Annotated in this window: 10 protein-coding genes and 8 pseudogenes; 8 read left to right on the top strand and 10 right to left on the bottom strand. The window is 61.2% G+C overall.

Annotated elements, in window-relative coordinates; translation table 11 throughout:
* Positions 1–110: 110 nt before the first annotated feature.
* The 3 genes and pseudogenes from P3T43_RS07910 to P3T43_RS07900 form a co-directional block, all read right to left on the bottom strand.
* On the bottom strand, positions 111–4,922 hold the full coding sequence (locus P3T43_RS07910) for a GMC oxidoreductase (protein ID WP_429280474.1): 4,812 nt from the start codon (positions 4,920–4,922) through the stop codon (positions 111–113).
* Between the two features lie 27 nt (positions 4,923–4,949).
* Positions 4,950–8,300, bottom strand: coding sequence for a hypothetical protein (locus tag P3T43_RS07905; RefSeq protein ID WP_429280473.1), 3,351 nt, complete (start codon positions 8,298–8,300; stop codon positions 4,950–4,952).
* Between the two features lie 403 nt (positions 8,301–8,703).
* Positions 8,704–9,018: pseudogene (locus P3T43_RS07900) on the bottom strand (helix-turn-helix domain-containing protein); the annotation flags it as partial.
* 145 nt (positions 9,019–9,163) lie between these two features.
* On the opposite strand from P3T43_RS07900, the gene P3T43_RS07895 reads away from it, so the two are divergent.
* Positions 9,164–9,436 carry a GlsB/YeaQ/YmgE family stress response membrane protein gene (locus tag P3T43_RS07895; RefSeq protein WP_429280472.1) on the top strand — a complete coding sequence of 91 codons (273 nt, stop codon included), beginning with the start codon at positions 9,164–9,166 and terminating at the stop codon, positions 9,434–9,436.
* Between the two features lie 246 nt (positions 9,437–9,682).
* Here the strand turns inward: P3T43_RS07895 and P3T43_RS07890 are convergent.
* A pseudogene (locus P3T43_RS07890) lies at positions 9,683–9,877 on the bottom strand (hypothetical protein).
* 148 nt (positions 9,878–10,025) lie between these two features.
* Between P3T43_RS07890 and P3T43_RS07885 the strand changes: the two are divergent.
* The 5 genes and pseudogenes from P3T43_RS07885 to P3T43_RS07865 form a co-directional block, all read left to right on the top strand.
* Complete coding sequence (locus P3T43_RS07885; protein WP_429280471.1) at positions 10,026–10,547, top strand: dihydrofolate reductase family protein; 522 nt, start codon at positions 10,026–10,028, stop codon at positions 10,545–10,547.
* Positions 10,548–10,763: 216 nt separating this feature from the next.
* A complete protein-coding gene (locus P3T43_RS07880; RefSeq protein WP_429280470.1) occupies positions 10,764–11,294 on the top strand; it encodes a 2Fe-2S iron-sulfur cluster-binding protein in 531 nt (176 codons plus the stop codon).
* Positions 11,294–12,280 carry an FAD binding domain-containing protein gene (locus tag P3T43_RS07875; protein WP_429280469.1) on the top strand — a complete coding sequence of 329 codons (987 nt, stop codon included), beginning with the start codon at positions 11,294–11,296 and terminating at the stop codon, positions 12,278–12,280. Before P3T43_RS07880 ends, P3T43_RS07875 begins: the two co-directional genes overlap by 1 nt.
* Entirely contained in the window at positions 12,280–14,592 is a 2,313-nt protein-coding gene (locus P3T43_RS07870; protein ID WP_429280468.1) for a xanthine dehydrogenase family protein molybdopterin-binding subunit, read from the top strand. The genes P3T43_RS07875 and P3T43_RS07870 overlap by 1 nt, the downstream gene beginning before the upstream one ends.
* Positions 14,593–14,623: 31 nt before the next feature.
* Positions 14,624–14,764: pseudogene (locus P3T43_RS07865) on the top strand (acyl-CoA dehydrogenase family protein); the annotation flags it as partial.
* A gap of 106 nt (positions 14,765–14,870) precedes the next feature.
* On the opposite strand, the gene P3T43_RS07860 reads toward P3T43_RS07865, so the two are convergent.
* Together P3T43_RS07860 and P3T43_RS07855 are read right to left on the bottom strand one after the other, a co-directional pair.
* Positions 14,871–16,025, bottom strand: a complete 1,155-nt coding sequence (locus P3T43_RS07860; protein ID WP_429280467.1) for an epoxide hydrolase family protein — start codon at positions 16,023–16,025, stop codon at positions 14,871–14,873.
* 60 nt (positions 16,026–16,085) lie between these two features.
* A pseudogene (locus tag P3T43_RS07855) lies at positions 16,086–17,036 on the bottom strand (LysR family transcriptional regulator).
* Between the two features lie 16 nt (positions 17,037–17,052).
* Here P3T43_RS07855 and P3T43_RS07850 point away from each other — a divergent pair.
* Together P3T43_RS07850 and P3T43_RS07845 are read left to right on the top strand one after the other, a co-directional pair.
* Positions 17,053–17,427: pseudogene (locus P3T43_RS07850) on the top strand (SDR family NAD(P)-dependent oxidoreductase); the annotation flags it as partial.
* Between the two features lie 70 nt (positions 17,428–17,497).
* Positions 17,498–17,800, top strand: a pseudogene (locus P3T43_RS07845) (NAD(P)-binding domain-containing protein); the annotation flags it as partial.
* Here the strand turns inward: P3T43_RS07845 and P3T43_RS07840 are convergent.
* From P3T43_RS07840 to P3T43_RS07825, 4 genes and pseudogenes are all read right to left on the bottom strand, one after another.
* Positions 17,748–18,056, bottom strand: a pseudogene (locus P3T43_RS07840) (porin); the annotation flags it as partial. The pseudogenes P3T43_RS07845 and P3T43_RS07840 sit on opposite strands and share 53 nt — an antisense overlap.
* A gap of 1 nt (position 18,057) precedes the next feature.
* A complete protein-coding gene (locus P3T43_RS07835; protein ID WP_429280515.1) occupies positions 18,058–19,542 on the bottom strand; it encodes an MDR family MFS transporter in 1,485 nt (494 codons plus the stop codon).
* A gap of 278 nt (positions 19,543–19,820) precedes the next feature.
* A pseudogene (locus tag P3T43_RS07830) lies at positions 19,821–19,988 on the bottom strand (cyanase); the annotation flags it as partial.
* Positions 19,989–20,025: 37 nt separating this feature from the next.
* The gene (locus tag P3T43_RS07825) at positions 20,026–20,274 is read right to left on the bottom strand and encodes a nitrile hydratase subunit alpha (protein ID WP_429280466.1); all 249 of its coding nucleotides are present in this window, start codon (positions 20,272–20,274) and stop codon (positions 20,026–20,028) included.
* Between the last annotated feature and the right edge of the window lie 117 nt (positions 20,275–20,391).

The raw sequence follows: 20,391 nt of genomic DNA, 5'->3' as shown, positions 1-20,391 counted from the left end.
ACCGAACAGGTCGTACAGATCAGCGGCGCTCACGTCGATGTCGGAGAAGATCGTATTGACCGCATTCGGGTCGTTGTGATCAGCCACTAGGGAACTCCTTGGTGTTCAGGTCAAGCCCCGGGTCGCTCGTGGAAGACCTTCACGCCCGCGCAGTAGCCGAGCACGCGATAGGCTTCCCACTGGTTGTCGTCGAAGAACTGATCGGCCGTGGTCTGTTGCGGAAAATCCTCATGGTTTTCCGCGTAGGTGCGGGCATCGTTGGGCAGATCGCCGCCTACGGTCGGCTTGATAAACAGCAGCCAGCTGGTGCGTTCATGCTGGTCCGAGTAGGTGATGCGCGCGAGCGCCGCGCCGTACCTGCCGTCGCGCTTCAGGTCGGCGAAAGCGCAGAGGGCGTCCGGGTCGAGCCAGCCCTTGATCCACTCCGGCAGAGCCGGCTTGTCCTTTTCGGGCGGGAAGGCCTCCCATCCGGCGGGCGGCTGGTGCCGGTTCGCACGCGCTACGATCGGATCGAGCCAGGTGATGGTCGCGCAAAAATCGTAGCGCACCTGACGGACCAGCAGTGCGAGCGGGTCGCTACGGTAATGCGGGTCCGCCGTAGCGTCAACCGCGACGATGAACGGCAGCCTGCGGCGGATCAGCTCGTAGACGCCGGTATTGTCGAAGTGGCCGCCGTCGCTCAAATACCAGAGCCGCGCGGCCGGACCCTCAAAGTAGGCGCGCCATTCATCGAGCAGTTTCGCCTGCAGGGTGAAGATCTTTGACGGTACTGATTTGATCTGCCGCCAGGGACCCGCCGGATAGCATCCCGGCCGCTTGTAGCGGGAAATGCCGGTGTTCCACCAGTAGCCGATGCGGATATTGGTGAGGCCAAGCAACAGCGATACGGCGAGTTTCGTGTTGCGACCGAGACCAGTACTCGCCGCTGCACCGGAGATGGCGATCCACTGACCGAGCCGCAACCGCTCCACGGTGACCGGCTCATTGTCGGAACGGGCGAGCGCGTGAAACTCGTTGGGGTCCGGCCGCACGCGCACGGCGCTGACGGGCGCAACGCGTGCCGGCGTGGTCAGGTCACGCTCGGCCCAGAGTGCGTGAAACCGCCTTCCCGTGCTGATGCCGGCGGGACCGACACACATGGGCATGCCTTTGTCGTCGCGCAACTGATTGCCGGACGACGGGTCGACCGTATTGTTGAGACAGGAGCTGATCAGATGCAATGGACCGCCGCTGGTTTCCGGGTGATATTGGTCGAACGGGACATCGTCGCCAAGGTCGGCGACGCCCACCGGCACGGGTGAGTTCGTGCCGATGGGTTTCACGCGGGCGTCGTTGGACGCGCCGAGGTAGGTCCGCACCAGTTTCTGCGCATAGCTCTGCTGCAGTGAGGACAGGTTGAGAAACAGCAACACGCGGCCCTTCACGGCCGAGATGAGGAGGGCGACCACCACGCCGAAACGGGCGGCATGCGGATCGAAGTCGAAGGCCGCGTACACGAGTACATCGAGGAAAAGCAGCAACACGAAAACCAGCACGAACGCGAGCACGGCGAGGAGGACATCCATTAGAAGCCCACTGGCCCAGGTCTTGCCGGGTCCGCCGGGCGCTGTCTCGCCCGTCTTGCTGGGGCGCTTCAGCACGCTTGCTGCGAGCCCGCGCAGCAGCAGCAGAAACGGCGCGGTACCGCTCGTCGCCCAGAGAATGATTTGCAGACCGTTCTTCAGGAGCCATTGCGCAAGCGTGTCGAGCACGACGAACAGCAGGCTGACGACGAAGCTGAACAAGGCTGCGCCAAACAGGCGGGTCAGGCGATTGCGCACGACGGTGGCCCCATCCGCGGGCTGTGCCGCGCCCGGATTGACCGGTTGCGCGGCCGCGCCGGACGGCGTGGGGTCGCGTATCAACAACCCGGCTGCCTCCTGTTCGAACCAGGCGAGTAGCAGCACGCCGAGTGCCGCGGCGCTCCATGTTTCGATGCGGGGTACCGACAGTCCTGCGATCGCGCAGCCGAGCATCGCGATCCACAGGATGAAGGGCAACCACGACCGCCATTCCTGCTTTGGGCGGCGACTCATGGTCAGCCAGTAGCCGATCGACGGCGGCAGCACGCCGAGCACGAAAAGAGCGAGCGGCACCCACCACCATGTCGACAACTGCAAACCGTGCCACCACGGCGGCGCGGTGTCGCATATAACCGACAGACGCGGGAACTTCGAGCAGTCCAGCGCGAACCAGTGCAGCGCGCCGAGAAGGCCGAACACCAGGGCGCCGATCCACACGTGGACCGCGGCGAGATTGCGCAGGATGACCGCGATATCGAACAGCACGTCATGCCGGCCGCCGCCCACCAGGTATTGGGCGTTGTAGCGCAGCCACTGGATCTCGGGCGAAGCGAGGTCCTTGAGCGTCCGTTCTACCCGGTCCGGGGCCGCGTCGCGCGAGTCGGGCGAAAGACGCGTATAAAGCCTGCCGAGAAACCCCCCGATGTAGGCGCCCCCCGAGATCGACGACATGATGTCGATGTCGCGCAGGCGGTCCTGTTTCGCGAGCGCCTGCAGGATGCCGAGACAGTAAGTGGCGCTGCGCACGCCGCCGCCTGATAGCGCCAATCCCACCGTTTTGTCTGGCAACCGGGCAGGGTAGGTGTCGTCAGAATCCTCGCTGCCCGGCCGGGCGCACCTGCGGCGGTTGCAAATGGCTTTCGCCTCGACGTTCTCGAGCGCGGCCGGGTAGGACTCCGAGTCATCCAGCAGTACATCGGCGGCCTTCTCGCTAATCATGAAAGTAGGTGTCACGATGAAATAGCCTGGAATGGTCGGAAAAACCGACGTGTCGACGATGCGCAACCCCTCCACGCCATGCACGCGGAACTTGCTGTCCACCACGGCAAACTTGTCCTGCAGTTTGCTCGGATCCTCGTGCCATGGGTCATGGCCGATCCTGCAGGAGGCGCAGGCGTGATGTCCCCACGCTTCATTTTTGATCCATTCGCGCAGACTCGGCGAGTAATCCGGTTTGTCCGCGCCCGGCTGAATCTCGCTGTCGAACACGGAAACGTGGCTATTGATCTCGCGCATGTGCTGGATCGCGTCGCACAAGGCATCCACGTCATCCTGGCAGACCTTCGCACCCTCGGGCGTATCGTCGAACGAACGGAAATTGATTTCCGGCGTGAGGAACGGATTGGCGCTGCGCAGGCGCACGGCGCCGTTATTGTTTGTGGTGTACGCCTTGAGAATGACCCAGCTCCACAGATTGCGCGTCTGCTGGTTCGCGGTCATGTTCCGCCAGAGCAATTGCCGCGAATAGTTCCAGTAGTAGCCCCGGAAGGCGATAGGCAGACCGAAGATGAAGAGGTCCGGGTCGCAGCGCTGCGTGGCGCCGCCGGCGGACGACATCATCATGGCAATCGCGCCGCCGTTGGTGGAGTACAGTCCGGTTTGATCTTTCACCCATTGGCTGAGCACTGGGTCCTTTGTATCTCCCGGCTCGAAGGTCGCGCCCCGTAGCGTCGAAAACGCTTCCCGTGTCTGGGTAACGATGCTGACTTCATAGCGATCCTGCAGATTCCTGCCAACGCCGGGCAGATGCACGATCGGCGCGACCGGCTTGCCGTCGCCGCCGCTAAGCCCCTCGATGTGCTTTTCAGTCAAATGCGCCGCGTCGCCAATACCGCTCAGCATCAGCAATTGCGGCGTATTGAACGCTCCGCCGCAAACGATCACCTCCCGTTTTGCGAACACACGCCTATGCGCCTGTTCCGTGGCGGGCCCGGCATACATCGGGCTGGCCTCGTAAAGATGCTCGCCTTCGCAGAGTTCCACGCCGATTGCACGGGGCGCGAGGTGGTCCCTCTTTTCGAACAGGATCCGCGTGGCGTGTGCCGGTTTCGAAATCACCAGCCGGTCGGGGAATGTGGCCTGCACGTTCAGCAGATGGTCGCGTAAGCCACAGCGCCGCTTGCCGTCGGTGCCAATCGAGATCATTGAGACGTGGGCGCGGCTCTGGATGGCCGGCGAGCGGACGTTGGGATCGAGGAACTGCAGGATCTGGAAGCGGGCGGCGGCGCGCCCGAACATCGAGGCCGCGTTGCGATTCGCAAGCGCGGCGAACAGCACGTCTTTGAGGACACCCTTGAAGACCTTGTCGCCGCGCGCGATGCCGGCGATCACGGCCGGGTCGATGAAGCTGGTCTTTTGCCAGCCGCTGGAGCCGTGTCCACCTGGATCCAGCACGCTGCGCGGCGCAAGCCACCGGACCAGCAGTTCAAGCGACCTGAAGATCCATCCGAGCGTTTTCACCCCGAACGACCGGTATGCCGTGTAGTAAAGGCAGTTCTCGATCTTGGCGAAATAGCCCTGCATGTTTTGCGAGCGCCATGAATCGTCGCCGGTGAATTCGGCGATATTGTCCCAGTCCGCGTCGTTGGGGCGGATGATGATCATCGCGTGATGCGACGTGCAGCCGCCAAGGGTCGCCGCGCGCGGATAGAAGATGCCGCCCTTGGCGGGTTCACGCGCCACCGTCGACGGGTCTCTGTTGCCCGGCGTCTCCGACGGGTCCTTTGCGCGGCTGTACTTGGTGTCCTTGTTCTGCCTGCTGAAATCCGTGTAATGACGCACGGAGAATTTCCAGCTCATGTCATCGTCTTCGGTGGCTGGCGCGTGGAACGCAGGCACGGCGTAGACCTGGCGCATCGGCTGCTGGCCGAGACTGGGATCGCCCTGCGTCATGGGCTGAGCCCTTGCGTCGGGCTGCGCCAAAGCGGGATCGCCGCCGGCCTCGATCAGCAGAACGTGCCGGCCGTTCAGCGCGAGCCGCGCCGCCAGCGGGCCGCCGCCCGCGCCCGAACCCACCACGATGTAGTCAAACGGCGTGGTTTGCGGGTCCTCGGCTTGCGAAAGCGGATCATAGGATTGCATCGCGACTCCGGTGGACGAAGAAGTACATCAGAGCGTTTGAAGGAAAGCCTTTAATTGCTGCTTCTGTTCATCGGTCAGTGCTTCGCCGAACCAGTGTCCGCGATCGAGCACGAAGTCGGGACATTTGCTCGCCTTGAGCAGCGCCGGTCCGGCCTCCTGCTGAAATTCGGCGAGCGCCTGGAAACTGCCGTCGTGCGGGTCGTCGCGGCGCACCCGCAACACGCCTCGGGTAAGGCCCGCCACCGCGTTGAGCAGATCCACGGTGGGTGCGTCAGGATCGATGTTCATGAGGAGATTGACCGGCGTGCCGCGCGGAATGGGACCAAAGTTGATGGCCGTCACGTGACCGTCGAGGAACGCCGTCGCACATCCTCCGACCAGCGCAAAGACCACGGCGCTCGCCGCAAAAAATGCGCGCGCCGCCTTGCGCGCATCCGGGAACCAGAAGAACGCGACCGCAAGACCCACCAGAACCACCGGGATCAGCCATAGCCAGAAGTAGATCGTGTCGATACCCGAACCGCGCAGAAGGGCGGCCAGCACCGCCGCGAGCAACGCGAGCAGGCCGCCTGCGAGGCGCGGTTTCCCTACGAAGATCAGCACGACTGCGATGAGGGCCAGCAGCACCCACACGTAGAGGAACAGGAACGACGTCCAGAACGGACCAAGGATACCGGTAATAAGCGGATGGATGAACTTTGCGCCGAAGTCGATGTACGAGTCTTTCGTTGTCCTGTAGATGAATCCAATGTCCCTGAACCCCGTTTGGCCGGCAACGCCCGCCGCCGCGAACGACTGACGGAAGTCGCCGCGCAGCGCGCTGCAGGTGAGGCTTTGGTCGGCCGGCTTGTCGTGACAAAAGTCTTCCCTTGCCTTGTCGGGGTAGAAGTTCACGCGCGCGGGGGCGCCATTTGCGAAGGTGCCGCTGACCGCGCGCCTGCTGTTGGTGAGGAGCTTGTCGATCGCGTCGTCGTAGGCTTCGAGCCGGCCCTTCACTGATGGATCACGGTTGTAGATGCCGAGCGTGTTGTTATGCAGGTAAGGCGCCGTCGCCCAGAGACTGACGAGCGATGCCGGCCGGTAGTAGCCCGGGCCGCCACCCGGCGGCGCATACACATCGTTGTTGCCCCACCGGTCGACGGCACTCGTCTGCTTGAACGGATTGAAAAAATGAACCAGGCCCACGGCGGGCAGGGACTTGTAGGTGTCCGATGAGAAGTTGTCCCACACCTGACCGCTCATGCCATTAGTGCCCACCGCGCGCTGCGAGTTGGTGCCGACGAGGGTGATCGGCACGCGCACGTCGGTGGATAGGTAGTTATTTTTGAAAAAGTCCTGCCCCTCGCTCGTCTGTGCCTTTATGTATCCGCGTAGATTTTCAACATAGTCGAGGTACGGCTTGCTCAGCTTGAACGCGTCCCAATCGGGGAAATCCATCGGCAGCGTGAGCTTGTTGGGGCTGTCCGCCATGGCGGTGCGCCAGTCGCGTGAGAAGGTGAGTTGCATACTCTGCGGCTGCTTGCTCGAATGGCAGATTGCGCAGTTCTGGATGAAGACGTCGCGGCCGCCGTCGATGTTCGCGGACACGTCCTTGATGCGCTGACGCCCTTCTTCGGTCGACGCCAGGCTCATAGCCTGGCTCACCGTCGCGCCGCTCTTCGTGACATACGTGAAGAACTTTTCGAGCTCGCCCACGCGATAGCGCTCGGTGGTATTCCAGTAGACCGATTTCGCCCGGATGGTCGCGATATCGAAGGGCCGTTGCGCCGTGAACCCGACGATCGTGTTCTGAATCAGGCGCCACTGCTCCGAATAGGCGCCGATGTTGAGATACACCCGCAATAACGCGCCTTCGATGCCGATACTGTCGGCGCCATCCAGCAGCACACGCGGCGTGTGGCGCGGATCCAGCGTAAACAGCGGCGTGTCCTCGATGCCGCGCAGCATCAGATTGTTCTTGCTCTGATCTTCCGGCGGATTCTCAGCAGCGCGAGTGAGCCGCGCATTCACCTCGAAAATCGCGTTGATGGTGTTCGGATTGTTGATGTGGTCGGTCGCGACGAGCGAGGTGTCGATAGTGCCAGGCTGCTGGCTCGCGACGAACTGCCAGAGGAAGCTATCCGGCGTTTTCAGGCTTGAGAACGCGGTTGAAGGCAGCCAGTACTGGTTGCCGATCATGCTCGACATGCTCCCCCAGTCCAGATGCTCCAGACTCTCAGGCGTCAGCTGCGCGGCCGGCGCGAGCGGATGCGGGCCGATATGACAGAACGCGCACGCCATGCTCACGCGAAACGGCCGGATGAGTTGCGGGTCAGCGTGAAACTCGGCGTCCTTGGGATCGGTGGAGTAGTATCGGGCGCCCGCGTCGCTCACGACCTTGCTGTTCCAGTAAGCGCGCGCGCTCTTCGCGGCGTCCGATTTGCCGAAAAAGTCAGGGTTCGGCCACAGCCGCAAACCGACGATGCCCGAGGGGTAGCCATACACGAATGGATCAACCCCGTCGTCGCCGAGCTGACTGATTGCCTTGTCGTAAAACGCCTGATCTCCGACCTCGAAGAACGTCTTATGATCGGCGTGCATCGGGTCGTGCGGCTCTTCCACACGCTGCGCGGGCTTGCCGGTGTCGGCGTCGATATCGGTGTCCGGCGCATGCATCTTGAACACCTTGTCGTCGCCGGGACCGTCGATATACAGGCCGAGACCATCCAGAGGCTTGTCGCGCCTGACCATACCCGGCTGATTGATCAACCCGTCGTCCCTGAAGCGGTGGTCACGGTTTTTCGAATTGATCAGGACGAGAAAATCGGCAATGCCGTAGCCGTTCTCCTGCACCCAGCCCCAGAACGCCTCATTACCTTCGCCCCATAGCATCCAGGTGTTCTGGCCCATGATGGCGGAACGCGCGTCCTTTGGAACGGAGTGTCCGTCGGACCAGTCCATCGGGCGCGGTGCCGGGTCGTTACCGACCACGACCTTGTCGACTTCGCTGAACAGGTTGCGCGTTTCGGTCGGAAAGCACTGCGCGTTGCGGGGAAATAGACGCACGCCGCCGGTCGTGACCGTGGCCGCGGCCTCGTCGGGAGGGGCGTCTTTTTCGACCACGCCGCTTTCCGGGGCATCCTTGAAAGGCGAAGGCGCCTTCGAGGCGGCGGGGTAGTGTTGGATCGCGTCTGCGAGAGCCGCTGCTGCGGCTTCGCTGGCTGCCTTTGCAGCGGAAGCAGCGGAAGCCGCTGCCGCCGCCCGCGCCGAGCGCACGGTGGATGCCGCTGTTCCCGGGGCGGCCCCTCCGTCGGCATGCGCCGCTTCGAAGGTCCAAAGGCACGAAAAGGCGAGCAATAGTGCGGCCATCAGGGATTGCACGATGGTCGGGCGGCGCATACGCGCAAATCGATCGCGTGGTAAGCCGGACGGTGAATGCATGGTCGCCCCTCCCCGGAAGGTGCGAGAGATACAGTGCAATAGCTTCTGTAATTAGCAACTACCGGAAAGCAAAGAGCCGTGTCGCATGCCACCGATGCATTGCGGTCGTGCCCGCGACGCGCAAATAACCGCAGCTAGCGGGTGGACCGCCGGATCGGCGCGCGATCGATTCCATTCATTCGTGTGACGCGGCCGTGGAGGGAATATAGGAGACACATCGCAATTGTCAAATCAAATGCGCCAGCGGGGCATCCTGTATGACGCCGGTGAGTGCGGCCGGTGCACCCCTTGTGTGCTGCCCTATAAAGACCTTCGCATTGCAGAACAAGTATGAAACCCACCATGCGAAGACGCCATCCTTTTATCCAGTGACAGGGTTGCGTGTCCATACACCGTTACTTTCATTGAAACGGATTGGTCGTCTTTTTCGAAAAGCAGAACAAACTGTCTGCCCTTCACCGATTGAAATGGCTGCGCGGCGCGTCCGATTCGTTGCGCTAGATCGGCTGCAGGGAGCTTTGGGCCCGCACTTTGCGGCCAGCCTGTAGGCATTGGGCGATTCCCCAAACGCTTTGCGGAATTCGCGTCCCAGATGCGATGCATCGGAGAATCCGCAGGAAGATGCGATATCGGGCACGGTCCGGTCCGTAATGGTCAGGAGCCACGCGCCGGAGCGGCACGATGCTTGCTCGCTGCTGGACATTCCCGGCAGTTCGACAGTCCTTTGAATCGGTGTCAGCTCGCCAGTGCCCCCGTACGGGCAGGTCGATGACCGGAATGCGCTACCGTCGCTAACGGGCTGAACTTTTCAGGAGCTCAACATGGACCCGGTCTCACATGGCATTATTTTCTGGTTAATTATCGGAGGCATTGCCGGCGCTTTGGCGGGGAGGATTGTCGATGGCGGCGGCTTTGGCATCGTCGTGGACATCATTGTCGGGATTGTGGGCGCCTTTATAGGGGGCTGGCTCGGTGGAGCACTCGGCCTGCATCTGGGGAGCGGCATTATCGGGTCATTGATCACCGCACTGATAGGCGCCGTAGTCCTGCTTTTCGTCATCCGTCTCTTCAGCGGTAATCGCGCGAGGCTTTAGCGATTGCGATGAACGGTCGTCACCCGGGCGGCCGTATCTGTTCGGGGCTGAGGCTGAGGTAGCCCATGCATATCTTTTCACGATGCTGCTTTTGGGCCAGCAAAGTCAATCTGGAGGCTCGGCAACAACTCGAGGATTTCAAACAGCGTATGCGTACCCGTGAGGCTGTTCGATTGCCTTTGAAGCATGAAGGAATCGAATGAGTTCCGTTACGTCGGAACTCGTCAAAACTCGTCGAGCAGCACTTTATCTTCCGTGCCAACCGCCGCGGCCTCCGCCATAGCCTCCAACGCCGATGCCCACGTCAACCGTCGGCGCGGCATGGTAGCCGGGCCCGTAACCCTATGCCGGAGCGGGCTCATAACCGTAGCCAGACGCAGGCGCGACAACGCAACCCGCCAACCCGACTATCAAGGTCAACGCAATAAATATTCGCATCATGATTTCTCCCTTTTCACAATGTTAGACGTAGCAACATCCAGTCCACGTAGGCGGAGCCGTGTTCTTCAGATGCGAACGCCACCATAAATTCGTGCGGAACAGGCCTTGCTGATTGATTCCGCACTATGAATTGCACTGAGGCCCGCACATGAAACCGTATATGGTTGTTCATATGATGTCGTCACTCGATGGCCGCAGCTTGACGGACGGTTGGAATCTCGATTTCGCGACCGATTTGTATGAAAGCACCGCTAAGTCGTTTGAAGCCGACGGGTGGGTCTGCGGACGCATGACGATGCAGGCGATTTCACACGGCACGGATTATCCGAAAGGTCTCGCGAAAGAAAAGGTGTCCCGCACCGATTATTTCGTCGAACGTAAAGCGGATCAGTACGCCATTTCAATCGATCCGCACGGACGCGTCGCGTGGAAAAGCAATACGGCGCTTGAATCGCACGTAGTCGAAGTACTGACCGAACAGGTCGCTGACGATTACCTCGCTTATCTGCAATCGATAGGCGTGTCGTGTCTGTTTGGCGGCAAGTTTGACATTGATTTGGGAGCGGTGGTGCAAACGCTAGGTCGCGAACTCGGTGTAAAAGAGCTGATTGTCGAAGGCGGTTCGCATGTGAGCGATGGGTTTGTAAATGAGGTCTCATCGACGAAGTGAGTGTGTTGGTCCTGCCGCTGGTGGATGGCCGCTGCGAGCACCCCTCATCGTTCGAGGTGATGATGGACAAGTCTTGAGTTGCGTGGCGCCGGCGATGCTAATGTTTTCGCGAGGACTGGAAATTGCTCAACCTCCAGACCAGGGCGAGTACCGGTCGCCGGGGCAGTCAGACAGCGTTGACGTCATCGCGTCAGTCCGAACTCAACGGGAGCAAGCATGAATTTCGTCATCAACGGAAACGAGGTCGAACTGGAGTTCGATTCGAGGACTTCATTACTCGACCTGCTGCGTGAGCAGCGGCATCTCTTCGGCGCCAAAAAGGGCTGTGACCAGGGTGCATGTGGCGCCTGCACGGTGCTGGCCAACGGCACACGTATCAATAGTTGCCTCGCTCTGGCCGTGCAGTATCAAGGTTGTGAGATCACCACCATCGAGGGCCTGGGGACACCGGATCAGCTTCACCCGCTGCAGGCTGCCTTCGTCGAACACGACGGCTTTCAGTGCGGGTACTGTACGCCCGGCCAGATCTGCTCGGCCGTCGGCATGCTTCGGGAGTTGAAGTGCGGCGTGCCAAGCTACGTCAGTGAGGACGTGGCCGCCGATGCATTCGCACTTACTCACGCAGAACTCCGTGAGCGAATGAGCGGCAACCTGTGCCGCTGCGGTGCCTACAACGGTATCGTTGACGCGATCCGGGACACGTTCAGTACTGCAGAGAGCGGCACGAGCAAGCGCGAGGCCGCCTGATGAACCCCTTTACCTATGAACGTGCCTCTGACCGGCAGATGGCGCTGGCGCTTGGCAGCCAACCGGGAGCCAAATACCTGGGTGGCGGTACCAACCTCGTCGACCTGATGCGCGAGACCATTGAGCATCCGGCGATGCTGGTCGACGTCACCGGCCTTTCGTGCGCAATCGAGGAAACGGGCGACGGTGGCCTTCGAATGGGCGCTGGCGTCAAGAACACGACCGTGGCGGCTGACCGGCGCGTGCGTGAGCGCTACCCACTGCTAGCTGAAGCCGTCCTGGCAGGTGCTTCGGCGCAGATCCGCAACATGGCTACGGTGGGCGGCAACCTCCTGCAGCGCACCCGTTGCGGTTACTTCTATGACGCCGCCGCGCACTGCAATAAACGCACGCCCGGAGCGGGCTGCGATGCCATCGAAGGCTTTAACCGCATGCATGCCATCCTCGGTGCCTCCGCTTCCTGCGTCGCAACTCATCCATCGGACATGGCCGTGGCCCTGGCTGCTCTGGATGCAGCGGTAACGGTCGAGGGGCGCAATGGTGCACGCCACATTCCGTTGGTAGATTTTCACGTGTTGCGCGGCGAAACGCCACACATCGAATCGGTGCTCGAGGCAGGAGAACTGATCACCGCCGTGACGCTGCCTCCCGGCCTTGCGGGCCGCTCCAGCTATCGCAAGGTGCGTGACCGCGCGTCTTATGCATTTGCGCTGATCTCGGTAGCTGTGGCTCTGGACGTGCAGAACGGCGTCGTGAAGGAGGTGCGGATCGCACTGGGCGGTGTCGCCCACAAACCGTGGCGCGCCCGGAAAGCCGAAGCGGCTCTAAAGGACGGTCCGGCGACCGAACGGGCGTTCCACGCAGCGGCGCATACGGAACTCGCTTCCGCTCAGGCGCTTCGCGACAACGCATTCAAGATTGAACTCAGTGAGCGCGTGATTGCCGATACGCTCGTCAAATTGACTGCACTGCAGGAGATCCGCTGATGCCCATCCTCAAGGAAGCCATGCAGGCGGTGATGAAAAAGGCCATTTCCCTCGCGCCTGACAGCGTCATACCCGGCGGTAAGCCAGACCCGCTGATTCGCCGCAGAGGTGGGCTGATCGGCGCACCGGTGAGCCGGATCGACGGACCATTGAAGGTTTCTGGCATGGCGAACTTTGCTGCCGAGTTCCCCATGGAAGGGATGACCTATGCGGCGCTGAAGTATTCGACTGTCGCTCGAGGCCGCATCGTCGCGACGAATGTCGCCGCAGCGGAGGCCGCGCCAGGCGTCGTATTGGTGATGACTTATAAAAACGCGCCTCGCCTGAGGCCCATACCGGCCTTTATGACACAGCCGAAGGCCGCCGGCGGCGACAACCTCCCGGTCATGCAGGACGATCAGATCCACTGGAATGGTCAGCCGGTCGCGCTGGTATTGGCTGAGACGCAGGAACAGGCCGATTACGCGCAGTCGCTGATCGACGTTACCTATGAGCGCGGCGACGGCGTGACTTCCCTGGAGGCTGCCAAAGCGAAAGGCTCGGAGCCCGGTGTCTTCCAGGGGGAGCCGTTAAAGCTCGAGGTCAACGATGCCGAGGCGATGCTGTCGGCAGCGCCGTACAAGATCGACGTACGCTATACGACCCCTCGCCAGAACCACAATCCTATTGAGTTGCACGCAGCGACGCTCGCCTGGGACGCAGACAAGCTAAGGATCCATGACACCGTTCAGGCTGTAGCCCACGAGGCGTGGACCATCGCGCACGTGTTCGGCATCGATGAGAAAAACGTCCGCGTGACCTCGCCGTACGTCGGCGGCGGATTTGGGTCAAAAACGGTTTGGCAACATCAGGTGCTGGCAGCGGCAGCGGCGAAGCTGGCGCAACGCCCCGTGCGAATCATGCTGTCGCGGGAGGGCGTGTTCCGCATTGTCGGCGGCCGCACGCTCACCGAACAGCGCGTGGCCCTCGGCGCACGGGCGGACGGGACCCTGGACGCCCTGATTCACACCGGGACAGTCGCCATGACATCACACAACAACATGCCGGAACCCTTCATCCTTCCGGCGAAGAGCGCCTATGCTTCGCGCAGCTTCCTGCTCGATGTCGAGACCGTTAAAATGAACATGACAGCCAACACGTTCATGCGGGCACCTGGCGAGGCCGTCGGCACTTTCGGACTCGAATGCGGCATCGATGAACTCGCCCATGTCATGGGCATGGACCCCATCGAATTGCGGATCAGGAACGAGCCGGACAAGGATCCGACCACGGGATTGCCGTTTTCCCAGCGCGGTATCGTCGAAGCCTGGAAGGCCGGTCGCGAACGATTCGGCTGGAAAGCGAGAGGGGAGCCGGGCGCCCGGCACGATGGCGACTGGCTTGTCGGCATGGGCTGCGCCACTGGCACCTATCCGTACTATCGGATGCCGGGCGGTTCAGCGCGGATCACGCTCACCGGCGAAGGGCGCGCTACGGTCAGCATCGCCGCGCACGAAATGGGCATGGGCACATCCACCGCGCAGACCCAAATCGCGGCCGAGCGCCTTGGCCTGAGCATGGAAGACGTCGACTTCAATTATGCCGACTCCTCCTTGCCGGGCGTGGTGCTGGCAGGTGGTTCGCAGCAGACAGCCGCGATTGGTGCCGCCGTGATGGCTGCCCATCACCAGCTCGTCGAGCAACTGCTCCAGCTTGGCGGCACCCGTTCGCCGCTGTTCGGCCTGTCGCCGGACCAAGTCGTCGGCCGGGACGGCGGTCTCTGTGCTTTGGAGGATGAGCGGCAATTCGAGAGCTATGTCTCCCTGCTCGCTCGCGCCGGGCGCAAGGACGTCACTGTCGAGGCGGACGCGCCAATGCCGTTCGAGTTGCAACACTGGTCCATGCACAGCCACAGCGCGCTCTTCTGCGAGGTGCGGGTGAATGCCGTCACTGGCGAGATACGCGTAAGTCGCTTCCTCGGCTCGTTCGACTGCGGCCGGATCATCAACGCCAAAACCGCTGCCAGCCAGTTTCGCGGCGGTATTGTCATGGGCCTCGGCCTCGCATTGATGGAAGAAACCCAGTTCGACGAGAGAACGGGACGCGTCATGAATCCGTCGCTTGCTGACTATCATGTGCCAGTTCATCTGGACGTGCCGATCATCGACATCATGTGGAATGACGAAGCGGATCCTCACACGCCGATGGGCGCGCGTGGCATTGGCGAGATCGGGATCACGGGAGTGGGTGCAGCGGTCGCGAATGCGGTTTTCAACGCCACTGGTAAGCGGATTCGCGATCTTCCGATCACCTTGGACAAGGTGATTCGCTAACCTGAAGCGCGACGCGAAGACAAACATTCATCGCTTGCGCTTGCGCGAAATCGAGAAAATGGGCCGCAAGTGCGTCGACTCGAACCCGGTGTTCATCGATGAACTGATCATCCCGGGTGCCGACCGCATCGGCGAGGAAGGCAAGGGCTTCGAGTACATCCTGCACGGCGTGGGTCACTGAGTGTCGCGACCCGGGTTCTGACGTGGTCGTCGTCTTCCCCAGCGGACCACCGCGAAGCGCAGATTGCATCCGCCTGGGGGCGATCCTTCAAACGACTTTACTGCCGGAAGCGCCTGAAAAAGCGACGTATGTCGGCCGCGAGTCGTTCAGGTTCTTCCATCGCCGCGAAATGACCACCGTGTGGCATGTCGGTCCATTGCGCGACGGTGAACACCCGTTCCAGCCATTCGCGTGGAGGGTGATTTATCTCTTTCGGAAAATGTGCAAATCCCACTGGCGGCGATACCCGTTGTCCGGGCTTGAAACGCATGGGCTGCAAGCGGTTTTCCCAGTACATCTGAATCGCGGTGCAAATGCTCTGGCTGTACCAGTAGAGCGACAGGTTGGTCAGCAATTCATCTTTCGAAAATCGCCTTTCGATAACACCATCGCAATCGCTCCACGCGCGAAACTTCTCGCTGATCCACGCAGCTAGCCCAGCCGGTGAGTCGTTAAGCGATACGGCCAATGTTTGCGGCCTCGTGCCATGCATATGCGCATAGCCACCCTCGAGCGCAGCCCACTCAGCTTTCTCTTTGAGGTAGTTCTGTTCTGCGAGGGTAAGCGGTGGGTCAGTCGCCTCAATGGCTGGTTCGTACGAACTCGGCAGAAAATTCAGGTGGATGGCATCGACGGCCTGGGCGTGCCGCGAAGCAAGCGCAACCGAGACTCCCGCGCCCAGATCACCACCCTGGGCACCAAATCGCTGGTAGCCAAGACCGCGCATCAGCGACGCCCACAGATCGGCCACCTGAAATGCCGAAGTGCCGGTGGTAGCAGGCGCCGGCGAAAACGCAAAACCCGGCAGTGAAGGAATGACGACGTCGAAGGCATCGTTCGGGTCCGCACCGAATGCAGCCGGATCGCGCAACCGCTCCGCCAGCGCATGAAGTTCGAAGAACGATCCGGGCCACCCGTGTGTGATGATCAATGGATAAGGCCGAGGCCCATTACCACGTTGATGAACGAAGTGGACACGCTGGCCGTTCACGTCGGCGATGAATTGAGGCTGCTGGTTCAGGCCTCGCTCCGCAGCCCTCCAGTCAAAGCTTTCGGCAAAGTAACTCACCAGTTCGCGCAGCCATGTACTGTCTGTGCCCTGTTGCCACGGCTCGGACGGTGTGGCGGACGGCCACCGGCTGGCGCGCAGGCGCCGGCGCAGGTCGTCGATCTCAACATCGGACACGTGAATCTGAAATGGCTCAATATGCATGACACATCCTCTGGAAGGGTGCAGCCGATTCTCCATGTTCTGACCGGCCGTGTCGAACGCCTACGGTCTTTTTTTGCCTTGTCGTGAGACGGCGCGCTCGCTGGCATCCTTGGGCAGGCGCTGAGGATTGCCAAGAAGCTCGACCAGCCGTGTCTCGCATTCGGAAAATGCGTACCCGCGCCGCTGCGAGATCATGAAGGTGAGGGGGCGCATGTGCCATGCGCACCGTTGAAGTTCGACAAGCGTGCCATTCGCGAGGTCTTGAGCAACCATATGATGCGGCATGTGCCCCCAGCACAAGCTTCCCCTGAGCAGATCGTGCTTTGCGCCGAGGTCATTCACCCGCCACTGGCGCTCACTGGCGACCCCCTGTTGTGTCTTTTCCGCATCGGGCTGATTGTCGGTTACGACGAGCTGGATGTGCCGGCCAAATTCCTCCCGCGGGATCGGCCCGGCGATCGCGGCCAGCGGATGCGTTGGCGCACAGACGGTCACCATTTGCGCTTCACATCAATGCTGTCTTTCTATGGCACCCGGGCTCAGCTCCGGTACGTCCGTGATCGTCACGGCCGATGCGCACGTGCCTTCGAGTACCAGACGCTCGCCGTCCTGCATGGTCGTCACGCGCAGATTGATGGCAACCGTTGGAAAGTCCGCCTGCAGGGTGCGCAGGCAATCAATCAGGTGCGCACGCGGGAAATAGGTATCCACGGCAATCGAAACCTGCGGGACCCCGGCTTCAGCAATCGAAACCGCCCGCATCTTCCTTTCCTTGGTGCGTGAGATCACCCCTCGTGCATCAGGCAGCAGGCTGCGGCCCGCGGCCGTCAGCGTCGCTTTGCGTGCGTTGCGCTCGAACAGCGCCACGTCAAAGGCCCTCTCGAGCGCGGTGATCGCGTGACTGATCGCCGACTGTGCACGCCTCAGCTCCCGTGCAGCCCCGGAAAAGCTCCCGTGGTCACACACGGCGACGAAGGCGCGCAGTGGGTTGATGGTGACGTTATCGAGCATGGGTATCTAGAAAGTAGAAGCGTTGCCGCTGATGGGCGAGGGTAGTTCGATTATCCTGACCGGATCGAGCGCCGGCACCACGGGCGCTCCGGCAATGAGCGCCTACAGCGCGAGCAAGGCGGCCGTGCGCAACCTCGCGCGGACTTGGGCGGAGGACCTGAAGGGCACCGGCATCCGGGTGAACGTACTGTCGCCCGGAGCGACGGCGACCGAACTCGCGAAGGAAGCGCTAGGCGAGGAGGGCCAGAAGGTCTTTGCGTCGATGACGCCGCTCCAGCGCTTGGCCGAGCCCGCGGAGATTGGAGCGGTGGCGGCCTTTCTCGCGTCGCTGGACAGCAGCTTCATGACCGCCAGCGAGGTCGCCGTCGACGGCGGCCTTGCACAACTCTGACACGACGCCCGGCCAGGCGCTCCATTCGATATCCGGCGCCCGCAGGACGTGGTAAACCCAAGGAGAATATATGAGCTACGCAATTATTGGCTTCGGCAAGATCGGGCAGGCACTTGCCAGGGCGTTTGCCCGAAGCGGCATCGAAGTATCCGTTGCAACCACTCGCGACCCGACAAGCTTTGCATCCGAGGTGGCGGCGATCGGACCCGGAATCATTGCCAAAGCCCTGGCGGAAGCCGTCAAGACGGACACACTCTTTTTGGCTGTCCGTTTCGAGTCGCACCCGGAGGTTGCGAAGGCGCTGTCCAGCTGGAAGGGAAAGATGATCGTCGACGTGATGAACACCTCGTCGCGTTGGAAAGAGAGTACTGGCCATAGGCATCGAATCCGAGGTATTTCGGTGATTGATATGAAACGTTATTGCTCGATTGCAGCCAGTTGCGACCGCGCACCAGCGATGCCGACGACCAGTTTCCCTGGCCGAGCGGATCGAAGTCCCAAAGACCGTTGGAAATGGCGAGCTCACGCCCTAGCAGGAACGTACCAAACGAATCGTTCGAGACGCCTACCGTTGCCCATCGATTGAAAAAGCTGGTTCCGTCGCCTGTGAGTGGGTCAATGGCGCCTTGCTCAACGCTGAGGCGCTTCACGGTTTCTAGCCGCAGCAACGGCAGGTACGAGAACCGCGAAAACGACGATTGCCAAAGCAACGATAAAGAGTCCGACAAACGTCAGGTGAACTGACTGGTGCAACGCCAGACGAATGGCGGCAAAGCTGTCCATACTGCCGGGCGCTGACTCGATCACCTTGCGCAGTTGATCGGAAGTAACCACACCAAGCGTCTTCGAATGAGCCAGTCCGTAGTTCAGCAAGGCGCCGAAGACGGTCGCGCCGAGTGTGCTTCCAAGATTGCGCGAGAACAGGTTTGAAGCGGTAGCGCTGCCACGTTGCGACTGGTCGACCTGCTCCTGGATGAGGACGAGAGAACTGACGCTAAGCGCGCCCATTCCAAAGCCCATGACCAGCGATCCGATAGCGGCCAGAAGCGGTGCGCTATGAGGGGTCAACGAGACGAAAACTATCGCGCCAAGCGGGATCACCGCGCTTCCACCAATCAACAGCTTGCGCAGATCGAACCGGTGAAAGGAGCGGGCGGAAAGCGTGGCGCCCAGCGGCCATCCCACCATGACCATGGTTAGCGCAAAGCCTGCGACCACTGGCGTGCGATGCAACACCCCCTGAACATACATCGGCAGGAAAGATGTCAGCCCCATCAAGGCCATACCGGAGAAAACCGTCGCGAGGTTGGTCATCGCAATGGGCCTATGTCCCCACAGACTAAACGAGATCATCGGGTCTGTGCTTCGCCGCTCCTGCCAGACAAACAGCGCTGCGCTTGCAACGAACACGCTGCCGCTGAGCACCGCGTGCGTATAGTTCGCAGTACTCAGGCTCGTCAAGCCGATCATGAACGCGGCGATCGCGGCGGTGAAGAGAACCGCACCGCCGATATCGATCGACGGCCGAGCGTCTCTTTCCTTTTCGTGCAGAAACAGAACAAATCCTGTCGCTGAAATCAACCCGATGGGGATGTTGATCCAGAAGATCCACGCCCACGAAAAGTCGCGAACAATAAAGCCGCCAATCATCGGTCCGAGAACCGCCGCCGTGGCCCACACGCTGGCCAGATAGCCCTGGACTTTGCCACGCTCTTTCGCCGGATAGAGGTCGCCGACGATGGTCAGCGTGACCGGTTGTATTGAACCCGCGCCAATGCCCTGAATGAGTCTGAAGACGATCATCGCAGGCATTGACCAGGCGAAGCCGGCCAGCACCGATCCGATCAGAAAAATCGCAATGCCGGTCAGCATGATGCGCTTGCGACCAAAGATATCCGCGAGCTTGCCGAAGACCACCGTCATGGCGGTTTGCGTCAGCAAAAACGACGAGAAAACCCAGCTATATAAATGCAGTCCTCCGAGTTTCGTCACGATCTGCGGCATGGCGGTCGAGACGATGGTCGCTTCGATGGCGACCATCGCCAGCGAGGCCATCACGGCTGCGATGACAAGTGGCCTGGATGTCTCCGATCTGGAAGACAGGTTGATTAACATGGTGTTCATGGTGTCTCTGCTGAAATGGCGACGGCTCAGGGCAATCACCCACGCGTCACGGAAATCGATAGACTTGGCAAACCGCCTGTCCCAAATCAGTGGGAATACCCGGATCGCCCAGGCTGAACTGTAGGGCCGCGCTAACCGTTTTTCACCGCCCGGAAGAGTCGAAAATATGCTCAGGCGGCTCAATCAGATCGCTCCCTCATTACCCGACATGGAGCCGACTTTCCACGCGGAGTGACTGAAACCTGGCTGCACGCGCAGGTTGGCGCGCTTCAGAACGGTTTGACCGGCAGATACGTGCCGGCGAGTGCGATACCCGCGCGCTCGCCACCGTCCGGTTCGGGGACTTTCCTGATGTGGATCTTGAAGTGGATCGCGCTGATGATGCCGTCGCAGAACTGCTCGTGGAGAAGCGCTTTCAACGGCATACCGTAAAGCCGGCTTCGACCCCTCGGCGCTACCTCTGGAGCCATGCTTTTAGCCCCAGGTGGCGAGCGGCGAATGTCCGGAATCCGGTTGTGTGCCGCGGCGGTCAGCGCGGTATGAAACTCTCCATCCATTCTTGCTTCGGTTTCGACACCCGGTGTATTCGCCCTGCGGGCCAAAATATCCGAACTCTTTGCAGGCAGCCGTACCGTCTCGCAGCAGCAACTCCCTGAATGCGGGATCGACCCATGCGCGTGCAACGACTCGAGCCCCGTCTTGGCGATTCCATTCAATTTCCATCGTGTGCGTCTATTGCTCGACGAATCCGTCTGGATTCAGCCCTCTGTCGGAAAGTGCCTTGTGTAGCGCGTGCGCACGGTACGATGCAGACGTCGGGCCGCGGCCGGAATTTAGATC

It is taken from the genome of Paraburkholderia sp. GAS41 (assembly GCF_050436545.1).
Lineage (GTDB): Bacteria > Pseudomonadota > Gammaproteobacteria > Burkholderiales > Burkholderiaceae > Paraburkholderia.
This window is presented reverse-complemented; position numbering and strand designations above follow the sequence as displayed.

What these genes read in the sequence shown, in the direction of transcription:
- P3T43_RS07910 (WP_429280474.1), bottom strand. Translation starts at nt 4,922, where the DNA reads ATGCAATCCTATGATCCGCTTTCGCAAGCCGAGGACCCGCAAACCACG.
- P3T43_RS07905 (WP_429280473.1), bottom strand. Translation starts at nt 8,300, where the DNA reads ATGCGCCGCCCGACCATCGTGCAATCCCTGATGGCCGCACTATTGCTC.
- P3T43_RS07895 (WP_429280472.1), top strand. Translation starts at nt 9,164, where the DNA reads ATGGACCCGGTCTCACATGGCATTATTTTCTGGTTAATTATCGGAGGC.
- P3T43_RS07885 (WP_429280471.1), top strand. Translation starts at nt 10,026, where the DNA reads ATGAAACCGTATATGGTTGTTCATATGATGTCGTCACTCGATGGCCGC.
- P3T43_RS07880 (WP_429280470.1), top strand. Translation starts at nt 10,764, where the DNA reads ATGAATTTCGTCATCAACGGAAACGAGGTCGAACTGGAGTTCGATTCG.
- P3T43_RS07875 (WP_429280469.1), top strand. Translation starts at nt 11,294, where the DNA reads ATGAACCCCTTTACCTATGAACGTGCCTCTGACCGGCAGATGGCGCTG.
- P3T43_RS07870 (WP_429280468.1), top strand. Translation starts at nt 12,280, where the DNA reads ATGCCCATCCTCAAGGAAGCCATGCAGGCGGTGATGAAAAAGGCCATT.
- P3T43_RS07860 (WP_429280467.1), bottom strand. Translation starts at nt 16,025, where the DNA reads ATGCATATTGAGCCATTTCAGATTCACGTGTCCGATGTTGAGATCGAC.
- P3T43_RS07835 (WP_429280515.1), bottom strand. Translation starts at nt 19,542, where the DNA reads ATGTTAATCAACCTGTCTTCCAGATCGGAGACATCCAGGCCACTTGTC.
- P3T43_RS07825 (WP_429280466.1), bottom strand. Translation starts at nt 20,274, where the DNA reads ATGGAAATTGAATGGAATCGCCAAGACGGGGCTCGAGTCGTTGCACGC.